Annotated in this window: 22 protein-coding genes; 14 read left to right on the top strand and 8 right to left on the bottom strand. The window is 36.5% G+C overall.

Annotated features, from left to right (window positions below):
* The first annotated feature begins 37 nt into the window (after positions 1–37).
* From ACP6PM_RS17180 to ACP6PM_RS17155, 6 genes are all read left to right on the top strand, one after another.
* Positions 38–1,576: a phytoene desaturase family protein gene (locus ACP6PM_RS17180; RefSeq protein WP_426586695.1), complete on the top strand. Its 1,539-nt coding sequence runs from the start codon at positions 38–40 to the stop codon at positions 1,574–1,576.
* 645 nt (positions 1,577–2,221) lie between these two features.
* Entirely contained in the window at positions 2,222–3,436 is a 1,215-nt protein-coding gene (locus tag ACP6PM_RS17175; protein WP_426586693.1) for an FAD-dependent oxidoreductase, read from the top strand.
* A gap of 73 nt (positions 3,437–3,509) precedes the next feature.
* Positions 3,510–3,725 carry a DUF433 domain-containing protein gene (locus ACP6PM_RS17170; protein ID WP_426586691.1) on the top strand — a complete coding sequence of 72 codons (216 nt, stop codon included), beginning with the start codon at positions 3,510–3,512 and terminating at the stop codon, positions 3,723–3,725.
* A 46-nt stretch (positions 3,726–3,771) separates the two neighbouring features.
* Complete coding sequence (locus ACP6PM_RS17165) at positions 3,772–4,023, top strand: hypothetical protein (protein WP_426586689.1); 252 nt, start codon at positions 3,772–3,774, stop codon at positions 4,021–4,023.
* A gap of 289 nt (positions 4,024–4,312) precedes the next feature.
* The gene (locus tag ACP6PM_RS17160; RefSeq protein WP_426586687.1) at positions 4,313–4,996 is read left to right on the top strand and encodes a hypothetical protein; all 684 of its coding nucleotides are present in this window, start codon (positions 4,313–4,315) and stop codon (positions 4,994–4,996) included.
* A gap of 14 nt (positions 4,997–5,010) precedes the next feature.
* Entirely contained in the window at positions 5,011–5,520 is a 510-nt protein-coding gene (locus ACP6PM_RS17155) for a hypothetical protein (protein ID WP_426586685.1), read from the top strand.
* Positions 5,521–5,792: 272 nt separating this feature from the next.
* Here ACP6PM_RS17155 and ACP6PM_RS17150 read toward each other — a convergent pair whose 3' ends face one another.
* From ACP6PM_RS17150 to ACP6PM_RS17120, 7 genes are all read right to left on the bottom strand, one after another.
* On the bottom strand, positions 5,793–8,261 hold the full coding sequence (locus ACP6PM_RS17150; protein WP_426586683.1) for a CHAT domain-containing protein: 2,469 nt from the start codon (positions 8,259–8,261) through the stop codon (positions 5,793–5,795).
* A gap of 54 nt (positions 8,262–8,315) precedes the next feature.
* A complete protein-coding gene (locus ACP6PM_RS17145) occupies positions 8,316–8,687 on the bottom strand; it encodes a trypco2 family protein (protein WP_426586681.1) in 372 nt (123 codons plus the stop codon).
* A gap of 74 nt (positions 8,688–8,761) precedes the next feature.
* Entirely contained in the window at positions 8,762–9,742 is a 981-nt protein-coding gene (locus ACP6PM_RS17140; protein ID WP_426586679.1) for a zinc-binding dehydrogenase, read from the bottom strand.
* 226 nt (positions 9,743–9,968) lie between these two features.
* Positions 9,969–10,970: a zinc-dependent alcohol dehydrogenase family protein gene (locus ACP6PM_RS17135; protein ID WP_426586677.1), complete on the bottom strand. Its 1,002-nt coding sequence runs from the start codon at positions 10,968–10,970 to the stop codon at positions 9,969–9,971.
* Between the two features lie 256 nt (positions 10,971–11,226).
* Positions 11,227–11,412: a hypothetical protein gene (locus ACP6PM_RS17130; RefSeq protein WP_426586675.1), complete on the bottom strand. Its 186-nt coding sequence runs from the start codon at positions 11,410–11,412 to the stop codon at positions 11,227–11,229.
* Positions 11,413–11,666: 254 nt separating this feature from the next.
* Positions 11,667–13,058 (bottom strand): bifunctional UDP-N-acetylglucosamine diphosphorylase/glucosamine-1-phosphate N-acetyltransferase GlmU, encoded by a 1,392-nt coding sequence (gene glmU, locus ACP6PM_RS17125; protein ID WP_426586673.1) that lies wholly within the window; start codon positions 13,056–13,058, stop codon positions 11,667–11,669.
* Positions 13,059–13,193: 135 nt separating this feature from the next.
* A complete protein-coding gene (locus ACP6PM_RS17120; RefSeq protein WP_426586671.1) occupies positions 13,194–14,090 on the bottom strand; it encodes a tRNA (5-methylaminomethyl-2-thiouridine)(34)-methyltransferase MnmD in 897 nt (298 codons plus the stop codon).
* 24 nt (positions 14,091–14,114) lie between these two features.
* Here ACP6PM_RS17120 and ACP6PM_RS17115 point away from each other — a divergent pair, with 24 nt between their 5' ends.
* The 7 genes from ACP6PM_RS17115 to ACP6PM_RS17085 all read left to right on the top strand — a co-directional run bounded on the left by ACP6PM_RS17115 (position 14,115) and on the right by ACP6PM_RS17085 (position 20,937).
* On the top strand, positions 14,115–15,371 hold the full coding sequence (locus ACP6PM_RS17115) for a hypothetical protein (RefSeq protein ID WP_426586669.1): 1,257 nt from the start codon (positions 14,115–14,117) through the stop codon (positions 15,369–15,371).
* A gap of 776 nt (positions 15,372–16,147) precedes the next feature.
* Entirely contained in the window at positions 16,148–16,705 is a 558-nt protein-coding gene (locus ACP6PM_RS17110; RefSeq protein ID WP_426586667.1) for a hypothetical protein, read from the top strand.
* Between the two features lie 7 nt (positions 16,706–16,712).
* Complete coding sequence (locus tag ACP6PM_RS17105) at positions 16,713–17,537, top strand: sulfurtransferase (protein ID WP_426586665.1); 825 nt, start codon at positions 16,713–16,715, stop codon at positions 17,535–17,537.
* A gap of 68 nt (positions 17,538–17,605) precedes the next feature.
* Positions 17,606–17,788 (top strand): hypothetical protein, encoded by a 183-nt coding sequence (locus ACP6PM_RS17100; RefSeq protein ID WP_426586663.1) that lies wholly within the window; start codon positions 17,606–17,608, stop codon positions 17,786–17,788.
* Between the two features lie 426 nt (positions 17,789–18,214).
* Entirely contained in the window at positions 18,215–18,337 is a 123-nt protein-coding gene (locus ACP6PM_RS17095) for a hypothetical protein (protein WP_426586661.1), read from the top strand.
* Positions 18,338–18,448: 111 nt separating this feature from the next.
* Positions 18,449–18,637: a hypothetical protein gene (locus ACP6PM_RS17090; protein ID WP_426586659.1), complete on the top strand. Its 189-nt coding sequence runs from the start codon at positions 18,449–18,451 to the stop codon at positions 18,635–18,637.
* Between the two features lie 623 nt (positions 18,638–19,260).
* Positions 19,261–20,937 (top strand): tetratricopeptide repeat protein, encoded by a 1,677-nt coding sequence (locus ACP6PM_RS17085; RefSeq protein ID WP_426586657.1) that lies wholly within the window; start codon positions 19,261–19,263, stop codon positions 20,935–20,937.
* A gap of 405 nt (positions 20,938–21,342) precedes the next feature.
* Here the strand turns inward: ACP6PM_RS17085 and ACP6PM_RS17080 are convergent, their stop codons facing one another.
* Positions 21,343–22,854, bottom strand: coding sequence for an MBOAT family O-acyltransferase (locus ACP6PM_RS17080; RefSeq protein ID WP_426586655.1), 1,512 nt, complete (start codon positions 22,852–22,854; stop codon positions 21,343–21,345).
* Here ACP6PM_RS17080 and ACP6PM_RS17075 point away from each other — a divergent pair.
* The gene (locus ACP6PM_RS17075; protein ID WP_426586653.1) at positions 22,853–22,978 is read left to right on the top strand and encodes a hypothetical protein; all 126 of its coding nucleotides are present in this window, start codon (positions 22,853–22,855) and stop codon (positions 22,976–22,978) included. The two genes, ACP6PM_RS17080 and ACP6PM_RS17075, sit on opposite strands and share 2 nt — an antisense overlap.
* The last annotated feature ends 893 nt before the right edge of the window (positions 22,979–23,871 follow it).

Below are 23,871 nucleotides of genomic sequence, written 5' to 3'. Positions count from 1 at the left end.
AGTTAGATGTACAGCTCTATTTTTATAAACTTGTAAAATGAAAACGGATTATCTGATCGTAGGCAGTGGTTTATCCGCCTTAGTATTTGGAGCGCTAATGGCAAAATCCGGTAAGCAAGTCCAAATATTAGAGGCCCATGAACATCCGGGAGGTTTTGGTCATACCTTTACGATGGCGAAAAAATATAAATTTAATGCACAACTTCATTACGTTTGGGACTGTGGAGAAGGAGGTAGTGTTAATCGGGTTCTCAAAAAGCTAAATTTAGATCGAGTTGTTACTTTCAATCATTACGATCCTAATGGATTCGACCACATGAGAATGGCTGGTTATTCACTAGATATTCCCTCAAAATCAGAGAAATTAATTCAGCGTCTTGTAGCTTTATTTCCTGCTGATGCTCCTCGCTTGCGTCAATTTGTTGAAGAGGTAGAAAAAACCAGTAAAGGGTTAAAAATATTATCACCACCTATCAAAGGTGTTGAATTATTCCAAAATATTGGAGAAGTTTTCTGTGCTTTAAAATATTTGCATAGTACCCTTCAGGATGTGTTCGATGGCTTTAATCTTCCACAAGCAGCCCAAACTCTTTTAGCCTTACAATGGCCGGATTTTTTATTGCCTCCAGAACAACTATCTTTTTATGCCTGGGTAATTTTATTTACGGGATATCAAAAAGGCGCTTTTTACCCAACCAAACATTTTGAGTTTGCTATCGATTCTTTGGTCAAGGTTATTGAAGAAAATGGTGGTGAGATTTTATATAATTATGAGGTAACTGACTTTATTCTTAAGGATAAAACAGTGACTGGTGTTCGAGCTATTAATCGTCTCAACAATCAAACTCAGGAATTTACCGCTGAAACGATTATCTGTAATATGGACCCGAAAAAAGCTGCTCAGGCGATCGGGTGGGAAAAATTCTCCAAAACATTACAGAAAAAGCTCAATTATGATTATTCGCCCTCGAACTTTGTGGCATACTGTGCAGTCAAAGATATCAATCTGCGAGACTATGGATTTGGAGAATGGAATACCTTCCATACCGAGCATCGCAATTTGAATGAAGCCTTTACTCAAATGTATGAAAAGCACGACTTTTCTAACCTTTCTTTTGCAATTACAACTCCGACTTTATTAACTCAAGAGGAACGAGACTGTCCGGAAGGATATCAGATTATTGAGTTTTTGACCGTTGCTAATTATGCTTACTTTAAGCAACTGAAAGAGAAAGATAAAAAAGCCTATCAAAAGAAAAAGACAGAAATTTTAGATGCCATGCTGAACGTAATGGAACAACATTATATTCCCAACTTCAGAAAGCATCTGGTCTTCAAAATTACTGGCAGTCCCACAACAAATGAGCATTTTTGTGGTTGTCCCCAAGGAAATTCTTACGGTTCTAGTTTAACTCCTGATAACATGGGAATTGGTCGGCTCAATCATCACACTTCTTTAAAAAATTTCTATTTTTGTAATGCTTCTTCTGGGTATCCCGGATTTGCTCCTACATTTTGGACGGGAGCAATTTTGTATCAAAGATTATCGGGAGATTTAATTTTATCCAAGAATTAACAATTGAATAATACCAATTTCATTATTGTAGGGTGCGTCAAGCTTGAAAATGTGGGTTGAAAAACCTAACCCCCCAACCCCCTTCCCTGCAAGGGAAGGGGGGGGTATCTCCCCTCTCCTTGCAGGAGAGGGGTTGGGGGAGAGGTCTTCTAGGTTGCTCGCTCCTAACCCACAATTTTAGTCTAGACACGCCAGTAGGGTGCGTTAGACGGCTAAAATCTAAGCTGCGATCGGGTACTTAACAACCCGTCGTAACGCACCATTGCATAAGTGTCAATCTAGTGCTAATAGCTAGTTAATAGCAAAATTGTAGGGTGTGTTAGACGGCTTAAATTCAGATTATGAAAAGGATTCAGCAATCCGTCGTAACGCACCATTTTAGATGAAACAGTCCAGTAGGGTGCGTTATACAGCTATAACCGAGACGGTGAAAGGCATTTAACAATCTGTCGTAACGCACTATTTTAGATGTGTCGGTCAAGTAGTGGCATGACACGCCTAAAATGTAGGCTCTGGTAGAACAAAGTGAAACTCAACAATAGGACACTTATGAATGCTAAAACTCAGTCAGGGATTATTTTTGACTTTTGACTTTTGACTTGCGCGTAGCGCTATAACTATCTTTTTTGAGTTTGGTATAAAACAATGAAAATAGCAATTATTGGGGGCGGAGCAAGCGGTTTAGTCACAGCATACTTGCTCGATAAACAAGGTCATCAGGTTACACTTTTAGAAAAAGAAAATATTTTGGGAGGACATATTCGCACCCTGAATAAGAATATTCAACCCAATCAATCTAACTGCGACCAAATTTTAGAATCTGGTGTCCTAGAATTTCCTCTGAAGTTTCATAATTTTCTCAATTTAATGAAAGAATTGGAAGTGGAACTGGAACCTGTCAAGATTGGTTCCGCTTTATTTCTTCAAGATGGTCGCCATTTTCTTTCGGGGGAAACCATCAAAAAAAATTTTACAGGTATTCAGCGTCTGCTTGAATATCTGCGCCTTGATACACTTTATGCTCGTTCGGCAGGATTTTGGGTGAGAACTCGTTTTGCCAAAATGCAGGATTTTTATAATCACCCAATGTCTCAACACTTGAAGCGCCAGTGTCTTCGTAATTGTTGGCTGAAACTGCTGACTATGTATAGCTATTCAATGCCATTCGAGACCATCGACGATTTTCCTGCGGAATTAGCCATTCCTGCTCTCCGAGATTATATTTTTGTGGGTTGGGTGCGAATTAAAGGCGGAGTGTATTCATACATCGAAAAAATTCTCGATCGCTTTCGGGGTAAGATTTGGCTGAATGCAGAAATTAAAGAAATTTCTCGATCGCCTGATTCCGCAAACATTCGGATGTCTGATGGAGTAACGCAAAGATTTGACAAGGTAGTTTTTGCGACTCCACCTGACCAGGTACGGCAGTTATTGTCCGATCCGACTGAGGCAGAAATCAAACGCTTTTCTCTCTGGAAGGCAAACCACGCTAAAACAACTATCCATTTTGATACCTCAATGTATGACCGTTATGGGATTCAGAAATCTTCCGAATTTGACTTTTTTCAAACGGAAAATAGCTGGGGATATAATGCTTATCTCAACCAACTTTGCGGAATTTCATCCTCCGAGCAATACAGTCTGGCATTTAATATAGATCCTTTGCTTGCTCCAAAGAAAATTATTCATATTCAGGAACATCAAACGCCTTTATACAACGTTGCCGCTTTTGAGTATAGAGATGAAGTTGTGATTACTAATGGAGAGAATAATACTTATCATGCAGGAGCTTACCTAGGAGATGGGTTGCATGAAGGGGCGATTACTTCTGCAATTCGGGTTGCCCAATTATTGGCATAGTCTTGTTTTCCAGCAAAAAGATAAAGCGATCGCTTATACTACAAGAATTGAATACAACTTTCTGTAGGGAAAAATGATAGAGCAAGATCGACAATTTATAGTTTCAGACCCTAAAGTAATGATGGGCAAACCAACCATTGCAGGCACTCGCATTACTGTGGAATTTATCCTGGAAAGTCTTGCAGCAGGAGAGACTCCAGAACAATTGTTGGAGGAGCATCCCCGACTAAAGCGGGAGGAAATTCAAGCAGCTTTGGCGTTTGCTAGGGAGGTTGGTAGTCAACTATAATAATTGTTATTGAATTTAGAATTAGTGTTTTGTCACAAGAGAAATTATGGAAACCATTCGGAAAGTAGTCTATGTCGGGAGCGATCGCCAACTGGAAATTAGCTTGCCCGATACTGTAGAACCTGGTTTAGTAGAAGTTGTGGTTGTAGTACAATCTTTACCGCCACCAACGGAAGTTTCCCGAGAGGGAGAGGAAGCTTTAGACCTGTTTGGCTTTTTGCCAAAACGGATAGATCCTCTTGAATTTCAACAAGCGTTAAGGGCGGAGTGGGGTCAGGGCAAACGCATCTTATTTTGAAGTCCTGACAGGGCAATAATTTTAGCTATTTGAGTATTTATATTTATTGCTCCTATAAGCCTTAAGGACAAAAGCTTCCAGAATTTAGATGCGTTTGCCCTGAGAGTGGGGTGACTAAATACTTGCACGCCATCATCAATTAAGCAGACAAAATTATTACTATATCTACCTTTTAACTTGCTTTTCACTCTGTGAGACTACTACCACTTTATTAAGAAATTTTTCAGAATTCCCACTTTCATAGATTAAAGAGAGTATGATCAATTAGCCTAGCTTGAGAGATTTTAAGATGGTGTCATATCTGGCCATTAACAAATTCCAGGATGCCTTTTACCCATATCTGGATACTGTTAAAGATTTTTGTTACTTATTTTTGGCTCTAGGAATTGCTTTAGTTTTCTGGAGTTATGCTGAACGATATACTGAAAAAGGACTCCGATTTGTTAACCCCCTATTATTTTTAGTTATGGTTATTTGGGGCGCAAGTGGCTTTTTTTTCCTTAGTCCTGTTCTACAGTTTTTACCTAGTTTTTTTGACTCAATTCTTGATATTTTTTATAAAGCAATACCAAATTGGGATATTCCTTTATATATTTGGTCTAATTATTGGTTTCCAAGGGTAGGTTGGGAATTCCTAAAACATCGTAGTTGGCTCTTTAGCTCAGTAATTATCCCTACAGCTATTCTGGTAATTAGCATACTACCATCTTTATTACACAAACCTATTTTAGCTAAAAAGTATCGTTGGCATCTAAATACTCTACGAAGTATTGCATTTGGTTTATTTGTTGGAGTTTCTGTTAACCTTTGTGGAGACATACTTCTAAGTTTTATTCCTCGGGGTGATATAGGGTTTAAAATTTATGGTTGGAATCAATCGGATTCTCTAATTTGGTTTGCGTTTCATATATTCTTAGGAATTTTTATTCCTTTCCTATGGATTTGGTTGATAGGTGTAACTTATAAAAAATGAAGTAAATTAGAACTATGAAAAATACGCAAAAAATGCTTGCTGCTGGTGCTGTGTTAGTCACAGTTACGGTTGTTGTTATTTCTTCTCCAGAGTCAGATTTTACACTTAGCCCTGGTTTTGATAGAAAAACTGAAATTGGTTATCTTGGTGATGAAAAATCAGAATATGATTATCAAGAGAATTGTAAGGGAGGCATAGCAAATATACGTCCTAGTAGAGATCCAGATCACATAGCAACATTAACAGATAACTTTGATAAGTCTATAATCAAAGTAAAAGTAAAAGTAGAAGCCAAAGCTACTCCAGAAAAGGTAAATCCTGGGATTCTTATCAAAGCGGTAACAAAAGAAGAAATTATTTGTGAAAAAAATGATGAATCCGATTTAATATATTTTAGTTATCAAAACACTGATGAAATAGAAGCAGATACTTATCAGGTTTGGGTAGGAGATACAGAAGAAAATAATAATTTGACTAAAGATATAAAATATATAATAGAAGTTACTGAAGAGCCGAATTATTAAGTAGTCATGCAAAATTAATTACATATACTCTAAAGCTCAAAAGTTGATGCTGTAAAAATTACAGGGAATAAATAATGGTAATTAATTTGGCTTAAGCACTTATTGATTAGATCTATCGAAAAATTGCCAAAGTTTTTTTATTTTGATTTGATTATTTTTTGAGGTTGGTTAATAAAGGTATGAAACCTAATTAATGTCAAAGATAAAATGCTTTTCAGCTAATAGTTATGCACCCGCCATTAAAGTACAATCATAGCCAAAATCACCAACGCCTATAATTTATACTTTTTTGCTTTTTTCCAATGATGTCTATAGACTCGCCTAAGAAAGTTCCTCTCTTCTAAGGGAAGATTATCTGGAAGATTATCTAGAAGATCATCTGGTGAGTTTAGCTCATATTTTTTTTCGTAATATTTGACAAACTTCTTATTAACATCGACAAGAAATTGTTTAAATTTAGGATCGCTTACACTTCTAAAATATTTTTGAAGCAAACTATTTAATTGAATAATTTTCCGACTAATATTAAACTCTCTTAAAAGTGATAATTGGTATAATTTAAGACATAAATGTTTAACTGTTGAAGATGGCAAATCCCAAATTATTGCGATAACAGAGAAAGGAATATTTAAATCTGCTGAAAAGATAAATAAAGAGTGAAAGTGTTCTTTTTCTTTTTCAGTAAGATACTTAAAACTTTGCTTAATATTCTGATTAATTGGACTTTTGCGATCGGACCAATTAATTTCTCTGATTTCTTCTATGACATTATCTATAATAACTTCAGAAGTAGGACAATCAGGCAGATGTACAAATTGTTGAATTTTTTCCAAAGCTAAATTTAACAAAACAGGCCAATTATACAGTAAATCAGCTAATTCTTTGATTCTTAGATCGTTAAAGTTTCTTTCCTTTTTCAAAGGATACTTTAAAACAGTAATTAATTCTTCTAGATTTAAAGGGTTTATTTGTATTAACTTGAAATTATTACATTTCTTAAATGTATCAAGTCTTTCAGTCGTTATTAACAATTGACTGGATTCTCCAACGCTCCTGAGAAATAAATCTAATTCCTCTTCATCCTCTATATTATCTAAAATTACTAAAGTTGGCTTTTGGTTCCACTTATCAAGAAAATCCTCTGGCTCAACATCTTTCTCAATATTGGTTAAGTAGCTATACAATTTTTTAAGTGCTTTCTTTGCATCTAAATCATTTTTAATTTCAATCCAATAAATACCACCACTATAATGTTGCTGAATAGATGCTTCCCAACCAATTAATTTTGCTAAAGTTGTCTTACCATACCCACGTGGACTCCACAAAGCTATCACAGTTTTGCTTTGGTCTAGTTCTAATAGTGCTTTTATTATTTTCTCTATCTCTTCATCGCGTCTCACAAAAACAGAAGATCCACTAAGCTTAGGAACGTGGAATTTCGTTATGGGAAAACTTTCGCTTACAAAAAGTTGACCACCCTCATTGTCTTGCCAACGCAAATAAAGAACTGGACGATACCACTGATTTCCGTCCACACCCATCGCTGATCGACCCTGACTCACCGCCATCGCCAGAGAATTTTTCTGCCCCAGGGAACGATAAAACTGTTCGGCAAACTTAGTGGCGCTGTCAACCCTCACAGAATATTGCATTGCCACCACCGCAGGTACCCGATGGGCGATGAGATTTTGAGCAGCACCATTAAATACCGACTCTCCCGCTATTGCCATTCCCGACTGACAAGCACTCAATACTACTAGCACCACCCCCTGTGTTTGACTGCTCCCGTCGCTCAAAGCAGACTGTTGTAGCAGAGTACCCAATTCTTTGGCACTAATATAATCAGGATCTCCATCCTCATCCTCAAATACTAGATATCCCTGGGGTGAGGACAACTGCGCCTCACAATTTCGACATTGCTGCCGTTTTGTGGTTTTGTGAATTGTTGAACATTGCTGACATTTCTGACCAAAAACACCATGTCCGTCAAAGTGAATAACATGGGGGCTATCTTCTCCTTTATGTTCCGTTAGATAATCCCTCAAATGTTTTAATGTGGCAAACTCCAGTTCTGTCAAACTAATATGTCCCTCTTCCTCCGCTTTTTTAGCCCCCTGACGAATCGCTTCTCTTTCTTGCCTAGAGAGACGTTTTAAACCCATTTGTTTACTGAAAGCTTCTGAGGACACCAGCAGAATATTCAGCTTTTCCACAGGAGGCAGTTTTGGTGCAACCCCTTTATAAGCAATGTAACGAGACAATTTGACACTATGATGACAGAGAAATTTATGACCATCATGGAGCAATTCCCAAGGATAATCAGCTAGTCGAGAATGCTGCACTCCATCAGCAGGAAATTTCAGTCGAACTACCAAAGGCTTTCCTTGAGATTCGGCACTAGCGATCGCCTGACCAAGTAGCTTTTCAACAGGACTTCCAGGTGGAAATAGAGCTTTGTAGAAGAGCTGGCCAATTTGGGCTAAATAATCTGGATGAAAGGCATTGCGAGAAGCTGTAATAATGTTCTCGGCAGCCATCCAATCTAACTCAGTGTCATCTTGAAACTTGTCAGCGCTAAACTGAGAAAATTCCACTGTTTTGATTAGAGTTATTCTCCTATGGCCTTCGTCTGGCAAAACTGATGGGGTATCTCCTCCGTCTCCCGAAGCAGTTGATTGACTGACAATTGCCGTAAATCGCGTTTCATCTATAGGGGATAGATAGAGTTCAAATAATTCCATTTTTCTTCTATAAGTAAAGCAGGGGAAAATACGTTGAGTCTTTGCTCTTTATTATTAAAACTGTGACTCACCTGGATGTTGTGGGACTTCTTTAAGTATGGCATCACTACTATTTATCAATAAATCTTTAAAATGTTCTGGATAACGCTTTTTATAAATTGCTAAAAGCTGCTCTTTATTCAAAAGTGGAGATAATTTTACCTTGACCTTCTGGACATCATCGCGACTACCACCCCCTCCCATTTCCAGAACATATATTTTAATTCCTTCTTTTCTTTCTTTTTTCACCGTCACCTGTAACTCCAATTCTACAGAATCAACAGCAAAAATAGGAATGTCCGTTTCACTATCTGGTGCTTGGGTTAGTAATTCCTGTTTGACTTGTTCAATCAACTCTGCTAGACCAATCGAATTTTCATTACTCATATTTTTATTTTATAGATTTAGTTTGGGATTATATTTTATAATAAACCTATCGGTGTATAATTACTTTCCAAATATTACCCAATTTCAGCAACTATTTTTCCTCGCACATGACGACCTTTCAAACGATTTAATGCTTCGGGTATTTCCTCTAAACTAATTACTTCAGTTAACATCGGATTAATTTTATTTCCACTCACTAATTCCCCCATTTCTCTCGCAATTTTTCCTAAGTCTTGAATCGCTTTTTTATACCCAGATAAATAAGCGCCTCCTAAAGCAATTTCATGGATAGAAGCAGCAATACTAAAAGGTTTGAATTTACTAAAATCAGGTAAACCAGCAATACAAGCAATTCCACCATTAAATGCCAACATTTCAAAACATGTTGTTGCAGTTTCCGAACTAACCGTATCTAAAATTGCATCAACACCACGCCCCTCAGTAATTTCCTTAACTCTGGCAACCACATCCTCATTTTGATAATCAATTAAATGGTTTGCTCCCAACTTTTGCACATAATCAAAATTACCCTGAGAAGAAGTTGTAATCACTTCCAACCCTGCTAAGGATGCCAACTGCACCCCAAAACCACCAACTCCACCGGCGCCACCATGAATTAAAATAGTTTGCCCTGACTGAATGTGCAAACGGCGATGCAAAGCATGATAAGCAGTGAAACCCGCACAAGGAATAGCAGCAACTTCCGCAAAAGAAATACCCTCTGGAAGTGGAGCAACTGCTAAAACGTTAGCGTTAGTATATTCTGCATAACCTCCTGGTTTAGACAAATTTCCATGATAATAAACCTTATCTCCTATTTGCCATTCAGTCACATCAGCACTGACAGCATCCACAACTCCTGCCACATCTAACCCCAAAATAAACGGATAACTCCATGTTGAAAAACCGGAAGCAGCAACTTTATAGTCAACAGGGTTTAATCCCACAGCATGAACTTTTACCCGTATTTCTCCTGCTTCCGGTTGTGGCAAAGGCATTTCTGCCATAAGTAAAGTATCAGGAGTTCCTGGTTTTTCTAAAACTAATGCTTTCATGTTTTCTCCTAGTTTAGGCATTACATAATCTAGATATGAATTATAAATATTCACCCCAAATACTACTTGTTTCCTAACTATTGATTATAACTACTCCCTAATGAGATTGCTTTCCTAACGGAATGCTCCGCAAACGCTATCGCTCGCAATGACAGAAATCAATATATTTTCATAATTCCTATCTATGGCAAAACTATTCCTGATAATGACAGAAATAGCTTATAAGTTACTCAAATTTAATTATAATTTTGCCAAAATGGGAACCAGTTTCCATATAACTTAGTGCTTCTGGAGCTGACTCAAATGGAAAGACGCGATCGCAAACCGGACGTAATTTATTCACATTTATTGCCCTATTCATCGCCTCAAACATCTGACGCGAACCAACAAAAATACCCTGTATCCGAACTCCTTTCATTACTGCGGGTAAAGGATTAAATTCTCCTTGCGATCCTGCTAATACACCTATTAAACTTATTTGACCTCCCATTCTCACAGCTTTCACAGACTGACTCAAAGTATTTGCACCGCCAACTTCCACAACATAGTCAACTCCCACTCCCTCAGTCAACGCCAACACTTGTTTTTCCCATTTTGGCACAGATTTATAATTAATGACATCAGATGCACCCAACTCTTTCACCCGCTCCAATTTTTGATCGCTACTGGAAGTGGCTATGACTCGCGCTCCTGCCATAACTGCAAACTGTAACGCAAACAAAGAAACTCCACCTGTTCCCATGACTAACACTGTTTCCCCTGGTTTTAAACCTGCTTCTATTAAAGCGTGCCAAGCAGTCACTGCTGCACAAGGTAAAGTTGCTGCTTCTGTATCAGATAGATGAGGAGGGATATGTACCACCCCATCTTCAGACAAGACTACATATTCTGCCAACATTCCGTTAAGATCGCCACCCAAAGTTGACTTTGCTGCTTCTTTAGTAAAATTACCTGACAACCATTTCTGCATAAAAATGCCAGCGACTCTATCTCCTGGTTTCACTCTCGTGACACCTTCTCCCACTGACACAACTTCTCCGACTCCATCGGAACATGGAATAACAGGTAAACGTAGATGGGGGTTGTAAAGACCTTTAACCATCAAAATATCTCGATAGTTAAGGGAGACAGCTTTAACTTTTACTAAAACTTCTCCAAATTTTGGTTCTGGTTGCGGTTTTTCAGTACAGACTAAGTTACCAAATTCTTGAATTTCAAAAGCTTTCATAATTAGTTATCAGTTATCAATTATCGGCAAAACTTGTATTAGATAGGATTTACGCAAAGAAACCCGGTTTCTACGATAAATCCTTGTTTTGCAATAGATGTCTACGAGAAACCGGGTTTCTGGGTTCACATGGCTTTAGTCCTGTTAGACTGACACGCCTAAAATTGTAGGTTGGGTAGAACAAGGTGAAACCCAAAACACGCCTTATTGTTGTTGGGTTTCCTACGTCAACCCAACCTACGCTTATTGCAACGTTTTAGGGTAGTCCTGCATAGTAATGGCGAATATATATTTTGTAATTTCTGACCACACCTCCCACACCTCCCACACTCCCCACACCTCCCACACTCTCTCTACCATTACTATGCACCACCACCCGTTTTAGATGTGTCAGTCCAGTAGGTTGCAACCTATTAAATTTGTTGTTTAATAGTGCGAGCATCTTGCTCGCGTACCTCATAAAAAAGGTTGAAAAATACTCCCCGACTTCCTTACCGAAATAATTAATAATTAAACAATTAAATAATTAGATAATTCAGGTTGAAAGCCTCCCCAATAAATGGGAAAAAGCTGCCCTTGGATGGATAGGTGACCGGCGCCATATCCAATCAACCAAGAGAAATAAATCTTTTCCTTTTAGTCAATCCTCTCCCTAAAAAAAAAGGTAATTATCAATTATCCATTATCAATTATCCATTATCCATTATCCTCAGACTGTTTCAACCGCCAACCTTTTCTGACAATTTGTTTAGAGCGAGCAATAACTAAACTATCATCCTCCACATTCTTTGTAACTACCGAACCTGCAGCTACCGTCACATCTTCCCCTAAAGTAACAGGAGCAACCAATACACTATTTGCCCCAGTTTTCGAGCGATCGCCAATCTTAGTATGATGTTTTTTCACCCCATCATAATTAGCAGTAATAGTACCAGCACCAATATTTACCTTTTCTCCCAGAGTCGTATCCCCTAAATAGGATAAATGCGCTGCATTAGAGCGATCGCCCACCTTAGCTTTTTTCAATTCCACAAAATTACCAATTCGACAGTGAGAACCCACTTGAGAATCACCCCGTAAATGTGCATAAGGACCGATACGAGTATGATCGGCCACCACACTATCAGAAATTACGGAGTACAAAACCGAAGTATTTTTACCTATCTGACTATTTTCAATCAAACTTCCTGGCCCAATGCGACTACCAGCACCAATCGTACTCCGACCCCGAATATGAGTCTGTGGTTCAATAATCACATCCCGTTGTAGCAAAACTGTATCATCAATAGTAATACTATCGGGGTCTATCAAAGTTACTCCAGCGGCCATCCAATCATCTTTGACCCGCATCTGCAAAATCTCATAAGCTGTAGCTAAATGTTTACGGTCATTAATCCCAACAATTTCTTGATAGTCATTTACATCAACTGCCATGACAGGATTAAGAAGAGGAACCACATCTGTTAAATAATACTCTTGTTGGTCATTGTCTGCTTTTAGTTCGGGCAATATCTGTGCCAAAGCTGGCCAGTTGAAACAGTAGACTCCTGCATTGACTCGATGATTTTGTTTCTGAGCAGTCGTACAGTCTCGGTCTTCTACTATTTGAGTCACAAAATTATTTGTATCACAGAATATTCTACCGTAACCTTTAGGATTGGGTAGATTGGCAGTCAAAATGGTGGCTGAATTTTGATTTTCTTTGTGGGTATTGATTAACTCCTGGAGAGTTTCGGGTCGTAATAATGGTACATCTCCATTTAATACCAGCAGATCCTCAGAAAATTCTTTGAGATAGGGTAACAATTGTTGAATGGCGTGACCAGTTCCCAATTGTTCCGTCTGTTCTACAAATTCTAGTGTAGGAATATTATCATTATCAATATTATTGTTATTATCTAGGAGGGATTTTTGTACAAGGTCTCCACGATAACCAACTATCACAATTATTCTTGATGGTTGAATAGAAACACAACTTTCCAGAACTCGTTCGACTAAGGTACAGGAACCTAATTGGTGTAATACCTTGGGTAAGTCTGACTTCATTCTAGTGCCACGTCCAGCCGCTAAAATTGCTACCGCTACCATGATTTTTAGAATTATTTTCTTTCTGAATAAGAAACGTTATATGACGAATCTACTATACTCATATTCTCATATTTGAGGGAGTAGGGAGTAGGCAATAGGGAGTAGGTGAGTAGTCAGTAGGGGAGTTTAGGAGTTTTAACTTCTGACTTCTGACTTCTTACTTGTGACTTTCTGAGACCAACGTTTTTTCCAATGGGATGTAGGTTCTAAGGATGATTTTTGTTGTTCTAACTGACGACGATGCACAATAATTTCAGTGGGGTCTGATAGGTTTGGGTCACGGTAAGGAATACGAGCGCGAGTAAGTAAGTGTTCTTTTTCCTTTTGGGAAAGTGAGGGTAAATTTTTCTCCGCAAAACTGGCCACTGTTCCTGGCGATCGCCTACCTACTGGTGCTGTAGAACCAATTTTTAAACCAGCTTCAAGTAATGCTGTTCTGACTGCTGCGGAACAGGAATAGGTAGCTAGATAACCATCGGGTTTCAGACAACTACTTACTAAGGATAAAAATTCTACTGTCCAGAGTTGGGGACAACTGGGTGGTGAAAAGGGGTCGAGAAATATAGCATCTGTCTGGAAGCTAGAATTATTTAATTGTTTAATGGTCGTTCTTGCATCCCCTGTTAAGAGTTGAGCCTGAATTTTGTCTGTTTGTAATTGATGGGTTTTGGCTAAGGTTGCTAATAATTCTGGCACAGGTTCTGGCCAATTATCCAAAAGACTTTTAGTGATCGCTGCTTTTGGGACTTCTGGGTCTAATTCTAGTCCTACATGAATGATTTTACAACTGGGATTAACTTTCCAGATAGCTGCTAAAGCTGAAGCAGTATTATATCCTAGTCCATAACAAACGTCAAGTAGGCAAACTACAGGTCTATCTACTTTAGATAATAGTTGAACTGGGTAAACAAATTTATATTCGGCTTCTTGTTGAGCGCCAAAATGAGAATGAAAAGTTTCACCAAATTCGGGTGAAAAGAAAGTCCATGAACCATCTGCTGTTAGTTGTGGTATGAATTTGTAATTTGTCAATTCTTCTTCCTAAATTTTCATCTAATGAACAAACCGAAAAAATTATACTTACCAAAATGGTTTCCTTATCCTAGTGCTTGGTTAAAGGCTTTAATTATGATTTCTTTTCTGACTTTGGCAATCGCCAAGGTCAGAGATTTTGAACTAGGAATATATTTTGGGAAACTAGGGGGAAGTTTAGAATTATTGGTTTGTTTGAGTATTATTATTTTATTTTTTTTGATTCCTGTTTTTGCTTTTGCACATCATTTTTTGATTTTATTATTTTATACTATTCGGGAAATTTTTTCTAAGAGATATCGTTATAATTTATTTTTTTTTCCAGCAATTATTAGTTGGTGGAAAGCTTTATATAGTTGGTTAGTTATTATCATTAGTACCCTGGCAGCAATTTTAGTATCTACATTAATCCTGCCTTTGGTTAACCTAAATTACACAGTTTTTATCTTAGAAAAAAATAGATTTTTATATCCTGAATCAGTTATAGATAAGTTGCTTTTATTTGTCTTTATTAGTATTTGGCTAATAGTAGCTGCTAAATTATATCAATTTGAATTTATCTCAAAAAAAATTTTTCTGTTAAGACAAACAAATTATCGTACTCAAGCCAAGAAATATAAAATTAATCAAACAAATCAAAACCCGCACCAGATTAATTTGAATAATATAGATGATGAATTAGCAAAATCTAGGATTAATTATGGAGTAAATCAAATCACTAAACCTCAAAATATTAGAGATAAAGTCTACAATACAAAACTAATTAATCCCCCAAATTATCGGCTAAAAAAATTACCTAAACTTCTCAAAGAGAATATTTTAGTATTACTAATTATTCCTTTACTAGGATTAGGCGTATATGGGTTTTCTCAATGGGAATTAGTTTCAGAAACTCCTGTAGTTGTAGTGACTGAAATTCCCTCACCAATACCAAAAAAAGTTAATTCTGAAAAACCAGAAGTTGCAGAGGTTAAAACTAAATCTACACCTCTATCTTCTCCAGCAAAACAATCTGCATCTATTCCGACAACAACTATTGTTTTACCACCACCTGACCCATTTACATTAGCAGTTAACCGAGCTATGAATGCAGCAAAAATGGTTCAGTCTGCCCAATCTAAAATAGAATGGGAAGCAGTAGCAAGTCAGTGGCAAGACGCAGCAGAATTAATGAAAATAGTGCCAGTATCTCATCCTAAATATAAGGAAGCCAGAAAAAAAATTAAAGAATATCAAAGCTACGCTGACTATGCAATTAGAGTTGGGAAAATTAAAAGGTAAGTTCAATAATTAATAATTAATAATTAATAATTAATAATTACCTCTTCTTATAACGGATAGGATTGCCTAAAAGGATTTTTTTTCTTCTCTTGGTCGATTGGATATGGCGAGGTTTCCTCGCCATCCCATCCTAGGTCATGCTGCCTCTTTCAGAGGAGCTGCTTCTTGCTACGGTAGCTCTCGCTAACCCTAACGCAAACGACCGCTTTTTCTCCATAAATGGAGAGGCTTTATACCTGAATTTTTCGGTAAAACAAGGAGAGAAGAAATAATACCAATTTCATCAAATATTGCTACAGTCACAGCATATGTAAAAAAAACTATTAATATAATAAAGACAGATAATTGAAGCATAATAACGACGCAGCTCTAGTTGTCAACTAAAGGTAATGAAGCTGATGGCATATCCCTGAGTGCTTACGATATAGCAATCCTAAATTGGTTGTGAAAATTTTTATAAAAGTTAATTTTTTCAAAACCTTTGAAATTATGACTCCTAACTCATGTAAGTTCCTAATCTGACTGCTCCCCTAACTAAGTCCTAATTAAGCTGTTAAGCATCTAAATTGGTTATTGTGGCTGATGGGGGGATGGGGGAAAGTTTGACGGTTTCTTCTTAGCTTACCACCAAAATATTACAACTCAAATAGGATTACTATATAGCATTTATCAAGTTACTGAGGTGAAATTGTTTTTCTTCTTTTCTACTACCTGTTTCCCGAATTACTACTCCCTGCTCCCTGCTCCCTACTCCCTAAAAAAAAAGGTAATTAATCATGGTTCAATATAGATTTATCCAGCTTGCCAAACAAGGAAATTCTAAAGCGATAGCTACCCTCTTAAATAGTAAATTACACCCTGAAGGTATTAATGCTAAAACTAGTGTAGTGAATAGTTGGTTACACATACTCCTAGAATCTGATGAATTACCAGATAGAAGTTCAATTATAGATGTAGTTAGAAATCAACTACTAGAATTGGCACCGGATTCAATTAAAAGAGTAAAATTATTGTTCAAAAGATACATTGATGATTATGCTACCTGGGGTCAAGAATTAGATTTAGAATTAAGTTCCTTATCTGATGTAAACTTGACCAATTTTTATGATAATCAGCAAAATGGATTTTATTCAGAGTCAAAAATTAACAGTATTAAAAATCAAGGTTTGAATAATCTCAGAATGAGTCAGATAACTTTAGGGATAGTAGTGATAATATTATTCATGGCTTTGGTTGTTTTTATTGGTAAAATGTTGCTCGAGCAATCATTACCAACTCCCAATACTGGTACAACTTATCCTCAAGTATTGCCAAAAGAAGAAAACCTAATTTAACTTAAACATGACTAATACAAATTTCCTTGTTTCTTCTGAGTGGTTATCAGACCATCTTAATGACCCAAACTTAATTATTATCGACTGCCGTTTTTCCTTAGCAGACACAGCATTAGGCAACAAACAATATCAAGAAAGTCATATTCCTGGTGCATTCTATTTAGACCTCAACCAAGACCTTTCTAACCCTGTACAAAAACATGGTGGACGTCATCCATTACCTGACCCTAATGAACTTGCACAAAAATTAGCAACGATAGGTGTCAAATACCAAGAAACTGTCATAGTAGCTTATGATGATTCTCGCTTTGCCTTTGCCTCCCGTTTATGGTGGTTATTAACATATATGGGCCATGAAAAAATTGCTCTCTTGGATGGCGGTTTTTCTGGGTGGCAAAAAAAATATCCAGTTACAAATGAAATTTCCCTTGAAAAGTTAGGTTTTTTTAAACCTCAAATTCAACCAAAAATGGTGGTAGATATAGAAGCAGTTAAAGCAAAAAAAGATTTGCCAGAAGTAGTTTTAGTTGACTCGCGAGATAGCGATCGCTATTTAGGAAAACATGAACCTATTGACCCTATTGCTGGTCATATCTCAGGGGCAGTTAATTATCCTTGGAAACAAGTTACTGATGAAAATAGTCAGGCGAAAGTTTTAGAACAAGTTTCTCGCTGGGAAGAAGTAAAAAATGCTCAGGAAGTTATTGTCTATTGTGGTTCTGGTGTGACTGCTTGTGTTAATTTATGGTCGTTAAAAATGGCGGGTATTAATAATGGAAAACTTTATGCAGGTAGTTGGAGTGATTGGTGTTCTTATTTAGTAGATAATTAGTCAAGTAGCAAAAAGTAAATCAACAGGAATAATCAGATTTTTCCTGGAAGAGTTCTGAAAATATTCTGGTGAAAATTGTAGCATTGATTTGTGATTTACAAGTTGATATAGTGATTGTTTATTGTGGTTCTGTTGTTACTGCTTGTGTAAATTTGTGGTCGTTAAAAATGGCGGGTATTAATACAGGAAAACTTTATCCAGGTAGTTGGAGTAATTGGTATTATTATTTAATATTAATCAAAAGCAAGTAGTCAGCAATAATAAGTCAAAAATAGAAATAAAAAAGTAAGCATTCACCTGTTAGCTAGTCTCTTACAGAGGAACTGCATTATCAGCTATAAGTTATTCACTCATTATCACATCCAAGGAGGAATTAGTCTCCAAGAAGTGACATAAGAATGAAATTGATCATCAGCTAACTTTAGTAAATTATTAAGTTCAAAAGCTGTTTTCGGCTGTCGCCGATCTGAAACGCTGCGCGACTTGAATGCTTAACATTTCGCAGGAAATGCAAGCTAGCTGAATGCTTACTAAAAAAGTCAAAGAAAACAGCAACTTATTGACTCGATGGGTGGTTATATTTTAGCGAAGGTTAGTTACTCTAATAAAGTTAAGAGAGTGATGAAAATAGTCAGGGAAATTTTGGGGAATAAATTTCTTCTTGGCAAGTGGAGGGAGTGATTGTTTATTCTGGTTTTGCTCTGACTCCTGATTCAAATTCTGGTCATGGAAAATCTCAGAGATTAAGACAGGAAAATTTGATGGAAATTGTGGCAATGATTGGTGTTCTTCTTTCCTAGATAATTAGTCAACTAAAAAGATGGAAATTGTGGCAATGATTGGTGTTCTTCTTTCCTAGATAATTAGTCAATTAAAAAGGAGGAAGTCAAAAGGAATTATATGATGTTGACTTGAATACTGATGAAAATAGTCAGGGAAATTTTGAGGAACAAATTTCTTCTTGGCAAGTTGAGGGGGTGATTGTTTATTCTGGTTTTGCTCTGACTCCTGATTCAAATTCTGGTCATGGAAAATCTCAGAGATTAAGACAGGAAAATTTGATGGAAGTTGTGGGAATGATTGGTGTTCTTATTTCCTAGATAATTAGTCAATTAAAAAGGAGGAAGTCAAAAGGAATAAGAGACTGTTTGATTGAATACTTATAAATATTAAGGAGTAAGTAACAGGCAAAAAAATAAAAGACAGAGAATTAGGCAGACTTGCTTAAGATATAGAGTAAAGTTTTTTTACTGCTAATTAAACGGACTCAATCTAAAAAAATCTCTGAGTAAGTACCCTAAAAAAATAAAATTTTAGTAAAGCTTTGAGGTTATACAATACCCTACCTTACCGAAACAATTAAACAATTAAATAATTAGATAATTCAGGTTTAAAGCCTCCCCTTTCAAGGGGAAAAAAGCGGTCGTTTGCGGAGCATTCCGTCAGGATGGGATGGCGAGGTTTCCTCGCCATATCCAATCTCCCCTTGAGAAATAAATTTTTTCCTTTTAGTCAATCCTCTCCCTAAAAGGGAGAGGTAATTATCCATTAATGAACCTACCTTAAAAATTGGTACAATAATATTGTATTCTGTAAATAAAGAAGTTTACTTACCCTCAGCATAATATTTTTTCAAATAAGTTATTGCCAAAAATACCAATACAAAAAATAGAGCAAAAGCTGAGACCTTAAATAACCTTATTCAATCATTAATAATCATACTATGAATATCAAAACAAAAAAAATTTGGATTTTTATTATCTCTGTCTGTATCACTACTTGCTTTTATATTGCACTTACTTTAAATCCTTCTTGGTCAGCCAGTAAGAGAAACCAAAATCAATTAAATAGTGCAGTTCCTCTATGGAACAACTTAGGAAATATCCATCATAAAATTACAACAAATTCTCCCGAAGCTCAAAGTTACTTCGACCAAGGCTTAACCTTTATTTTTGGCTTCAACCATGCTGAAGCTAAACGTTCTTTTCAACAAGCAACTAAACTAGATTCTAATTGTGCAATGTGTTATTGGGGTATTGCTTTATCAAAAGGTCCTAATATTAATGCACCGATGAATAAAGAATCTATTCCCACTGCTTATCAAGCTATCCAAAAAGCTCAAAAACTTTCTCCTCAAACTACTCCTATAGAACAAGCTTATATTAAAGCTTTATCTCAAAGATATTCTGCTCAAAATTTTGAAAATCGTCAACGTTTAGATATGGCTTATGCCAATGCCATGAGAGAACTTTTCCAACAATATCCTAATGATTTAGATGCAGCAACTCTATTTGCCGAATCTTTAATGGATTTAATGCCTTGGAATTACTGGAAAGAGAATGGTGAACCTCAACCTTTAACGAATGAAGTTGTTAAAACATTAGAGTTTGTATTAGACAAAAATCCCAATCATCCAGGTGCAATACATTATTATATTCATGCCATCGAAGCTTCCTCATATCCAGAAAAAGCAGAAAAAGCAGCAGATCGTCTCCGTGACTTAGTTCCTGCTGCTGGTCATTTAGTACATATGCCGTCTCATCTTTATCTCAGAATTGGTCGTTACCATGATGCAGCTAGTAGTAACGAAAATGCGATTAAAGCTGATGAAAAATTTCTGGCAACTTCTCAACAAAAAGGATTATATTCAGCACTTTATTATCCTCATAATATTCATTTTTTCTGGTCAGCAGCTAGTATGGAAGGACGTAGCACAGATGCAATTAATGCTGCTAGAAAGTTAGTAGATAAAGTTTCTATTCTGGAAATTAAACAGTTTCCTTTGACTGAAATGTTTCTCGCCACTCCCTATTTTTCCTTGGTGCAATTTGGTAAGTGGGATGAAATTCTTACTGAATCTCAACCATCAAATGAGTTACCTTATACAATGGCAATGTGGCATTATGCAAGAGGTATAGCATGGGTTGGTAAGGGGAATTTAGAAAATGCTCAATTTGAGTATCAACAAATCAACGACTTATTGCAAAATTCACAATTTAGTGGTTTGGAAACTGCAAATTTTCCTGCTACAAATTTAATTTCAATTGCTAATCATTTATTGGTGGCAAAAATAGCAGACTTAAAAGATAAAAATGAAGAGATGATTTCCGAATATCAAACTGCCGTCAAACTTCAGGATAATTTACCTTACATGGAACCTCCTTATTGGTATTATCCTGTACGTCAATCTTTAGGTGCAGCGTTGTTAAAATTAAATCGGGAAAAAGAAGCAGAAACAGTTTATCGTCAAGATTTGCAACAGCATCCAAATAATGGTTGGTCTTTATATGGATTAGCAAAAAGTTTATCAGCACAAGGTAAACAAAAAGAAGCTGCTGAAGTTAAACAAGAGTTTGAAAAAGCTTGGTTAGAAGCAGATATTAAAATAATGGATAATTGATAATTAATCTCCAGAGGTTTAAAGTCTCTCCTTTTAAATGGATAATTGATAATTACGGTTTGCTGAATAACTCTTTTTGTTAGGGTAGGAGTCAGGAGTCAGGGGTCAGTAAGGAAAAGAGGAGGCAAAAGTTTTTTATAACTAATTAAGCGGATATTCTTAACTGATTATTTTGCAAAGAGGAATTAGTCTCCAAGGAGAATTAAAACCCACATTCCCCACTTCAACTTGGAAAATTATAAAGTAGTATTAAAATCCGTAGGTTGCGAAGTATTTATACTATATAAATCATCTTCATTGACCTTTCTCATAAGTCAAATTCTCAGGAAAATATTAAAGCATAAATACTGACTTAATTGTTGACTCAATAAGTTACCACTATAATTTTATCCTGACTCTTGACAGTTAAAAATCAAAATAAATATAAGGTAAACCTTCCGGCGCCAACAACCAAACAACAAAGAAAAATACAGGCACTAACAAAACTTTTAACTGCCAATTTAACTGTAACTTTAAACCTCGATGAAACCAATAATTAACCGCCATAAGCACCACAACCCCAAAAATTAACCACACCAACTGTAACCTTTCTAAACCCATCGCCTCCAGATAAACTTTATCCACAAATTGAATATCACCATCATAACTCCACCAATGATCAATCACCCAAATAGAATCCCTCAAATTTGGCAGTCGGAAAAATATCCAAGCACCAAAAACCATACTCTGAGTTAACAACCAACTAATTAAAATTCCTGGCAAACTTTCCCAGATTTTCTGTACTTTAAATTGTTGAGAAATTGCCTCTACTAACCGATGAATTACTAATGCCAAACCATGCAAAACTCCCCAAACAATAAATCCCCAAGCAGCACCATGCCAAATACCAGCAATTAACATCACAATTAACAAATTCAAACAAGTCCGAAACAAACCTACCCTTGAACCTCCTAAAGGAAAATATAAATAGTTTCTCAACCAATCTCCCAAAGTTGTATGCCACCTTCGCCAAAATTCCGCTATGCTTGTACTGAAATAAGGAAAATCAAAATTTTGTGGCAAATTTAAACCCATTAAAAAAGCACTACCACGGGCAATATCAACATAAGCAGTAAAATCAAGATAAAGTTGTAATCCATAAGCAACTGTTGCTAACCAGAGATCCCCACTTCCAGCACGTTGTAAATTACTAAAACTCAGCTCTATAAAAATTCCTAAATTATCAGCTATTAAAGCTTTTTTTACTGCTCCAGTTGCAATTAACCAAATTCCTTCAGTTATTTGCTCTAAAGTTGGGAATTTTATAGCTGGTGTTTTCACTAAAGCTTGAGTGTTTTTTTTTCCAATCATTCCTAACTGATTTTGCAGATAATGATAACGAGTTATCGGACCAGAAATAAGTTTCGGAAAAAATAACTTATAAGATGTAAATTCTAATAAAGAAGAAGCTGATGGAGCGCCTCGATAAACATCAATTAGATAAGCAAGACATTCAAAGCAGAAAAAACTTAAACCTAATGGTGCAATTACATTACTATCAACCCAATTAGCAGTTTCTAAAATATTAGGTATATTGTAGAGAATGCCAATACTATTTAATAAAAAAGGTATATATTTGAAACTTAATAAAAGTAAGATATTAGAGATTATACCTAACCACAATAATAGCAAGCGACGGCGGTTCCATTGTTTATTAGCAATACGCCAGTCCTTTGGTTCCCCAATAGCTTGAGCAAGGTAAAAATTCAATAGGGTAATTATTAATAGCAGTGGAATATATTGGGGTTGAATAGTAGCGTAGAAAATTAAACTGGCAACTAAAAGGATTAATACTCGCCAAGATTGTCGTGGCATTGACCAGTAGATTCCTAATACTATTAATAGAAATAGAGCGTAGTTAAAGGAGATAAAAGTCATGCAGTTTCACGGAATTCAAAATTCAAAATTCAAAAGCCAAAAGCAAAACTTGCAGGGTGCGTTAGACGGCTTAAATTCAGGCTATGAAATGGATTTGGCCATCCCTCGTAACGCACCATTTTAGGTGTATCGGTCTAGTAGCGTGGGTTAGGCGGTAATACTTAGGGTTTGCTGAATAAAGTCTTTTGGTAAGGGTAGAAGTCAGTAGTAGACTGTTTCATCTTAAATTTTGCAGGTGTAGGTTGGGTTGCTCACACCGATTATGCCACAGATATATGGATTAAGAGGTATAAGGAAATCCAATAACAATCTTTCTACCATAGGGACTAAGGATGCTTAGTCCCTACCTTACTCCCTAATGCACAGTTTGAGCTGAAACAGTCCAGCCCAGTAGGGTGCGTTAGACGGCTTAAATTCAGGCTATGAAATGGATTTGGCCATCCCTCGTAGCGCACCATTTTAGGTGGGTCAGTCTAGTAGTGGACTGTTTGATGTTAAATATTGCAATAGGTGTAGGTTGGTTTGCTCACACGGATTATGCCACGGATATATGGATTAAGAGGTATAACGTAGCTTGCTTCCCGTCAGGGTAACCCAATAACAATCTTTCTACCGTAGGGACTAAGCATCCTTAGTCCCTACCTTACTCCTTAAATGCACAGTTTGAGCTGAAACGGTCCAGTAGGGTGGGTATCACGACAATACTTATGAGTAGCGAACCAAAATCTGAACTGTCCACCGTAACCCACCGAATATACCGAACATTAAGCACTCTAGTTGTAACATTCTTTTTTCACGCTTATTATTAGTTATCAGTAACTCTGGTCATCTTAATTGCTTTAATTCTAACTTTCGACTTTTAACTCGCTTTTTTCTCCTGAGTCCTGACTTATGAATCCTGAGTCCTGACTCCTATACCTATAACTAATAAAAAAAATTGCTCAATTACTTGTCAAAATTATTTTCGACTTTTAACTCGCTTTTTTCTCCTGAGTCCTGACTTATGAATCCTGAGTC

The sequence above is a fragment of the Dapis brunnea BLCC-M229 genome, from assembly GCF_050015995.1.
Taxonomy (GTDB): Bacteria; Cyanobacteriota; Cyanobacteriia; order Cyanobacteriales; family Microcoleaceae; genus Trichodesmium.
The sequence above is the reverse complement of the archived record's forward strand: the minus strand, read 5'-3'. Positions and strand labels throughout refer to the sequence as shown.

Coding starts and splice junctions, on each gene's coding strand:
- ACP6PM_RS17085 (WP_426586657.1), top strand. CDS start 19,261: ATGAATATCAAAACAAAAAAAATTTGGATTTTTATTATCTCTGTCTGT.
- glmU (WP_426586673.1), bottom strand. CDS start 13,058: ATGGTAGCGGTAGCAATTTTAGCGGCTGGACGTGGCACTAGAATGAAG.
- ACP6PM_RS17180 (WP_426586695.1), top strand. CDS start 38: ATGAAAACGGATTATCTGATCGTAGGCAGTGGTTTATCCGCCTTAGTA.
- ACP6PM_RS17175 (WP_426586693.1), top strand. CDS start 2,222: ATGAAAATAGCAATTATTGGGGGCGGAGCAAGCGGTTTAGTCACAGCA.
- ACP6PM_RS17110 (WP_426586667.1), top strand. CDS start 16,148: ATGGTTCAATATAGATTTATCCAGCTTGCCAAACAAGGAAATTCTAAA.
- ACP6PM_RS17145 (WP_426586681.1), bottom strand. CDS start 8,687: ATGAGTAATGAAAATTCGATTGGTCTAGCAGAGTTGATTGAACAAGTC.
- ACP6PM_RS17130 (WP_426586675.1), bottom strand. CDS start 11,412: ATGCTCGCACTATTAAACAACAAATTTAATAGGTTGCAACCTACTGGA.
- ACP6PM_RS17080 (WP_426586655.1), bottom strand. CDS start 22,854: ATGACTTTTATCTCCTTTAACTACGCTCTATTTCTATTAATAGTATTA.
- ACP6PM_RS17105 (WP_426586665.1), top strand. CDS start 16,713: ATGACTAATACAAATTTCCTTGTTTCTTCTGAGTGGTTATCAGACCAT.
- ACP6PM_RS17140 (WP_426586679.1), bottom strand. CDS start 9,742: ATGAAAGCATTAGTTTTAGAAAAACCAGGAACTCCTGATACTTTACTT.
- ACP6PM_RS17115 (WP_426586669.1), top strand. CDS start 14,115: ATGAACAAACCGAAAAAATTATACTTACCAAAATGGTTTCCTTATCCT.
- ACP6PM_RS17075 (WP_426586653.1), top strand. CDS start 22,853: ATGCAGTTTCACGGAATTCAAAATTCAAAATTCAAAAGCCAAAAGCAA.
- ACP6PM_RS17135 (WP_426586677.1), bottom strand. CDS start 10,970: ATGAAAGCTTTTGAAATTCAAGAATTTGGTAACTTAGTCTGTACTGAA.
- ACP6PM_RS17155 (WP_426586685.1), top strand. CDS start 5,011: ATGAAAAATACGCAAAAAATGCTTGCTGCTGGTGCTGTGTTAGTCACA.
- ACP6PM_RS17150 (WP_426586683.1), bottom strand. CDS start 8,261: ATGGAATTATTTGAACTCTATCTATCCCCTATAGATGAAACGCGATTT.
- ACP6PM_RS17165 (WP_426586689.1), top strand. CDS start 3,772: ATGGAAACCATTCGGAAAGTAGTCTATGTCGGGAGCGATCGCCAACTG.
- ACP6PM_RS17170 (WP_426586691.1), top strand. CDS start 3,510: ATGATAGAGCAAGATCGACAATTTATAGTTTCAGACCCTAAAGTAATG.
- ACP6PM_RS17160 (WP_426586687.1), top strand. CDS start 4,313: ATGGTGTCATATCTGGCCATTAACAAATTCCAGGATGCCTTTTACCCA.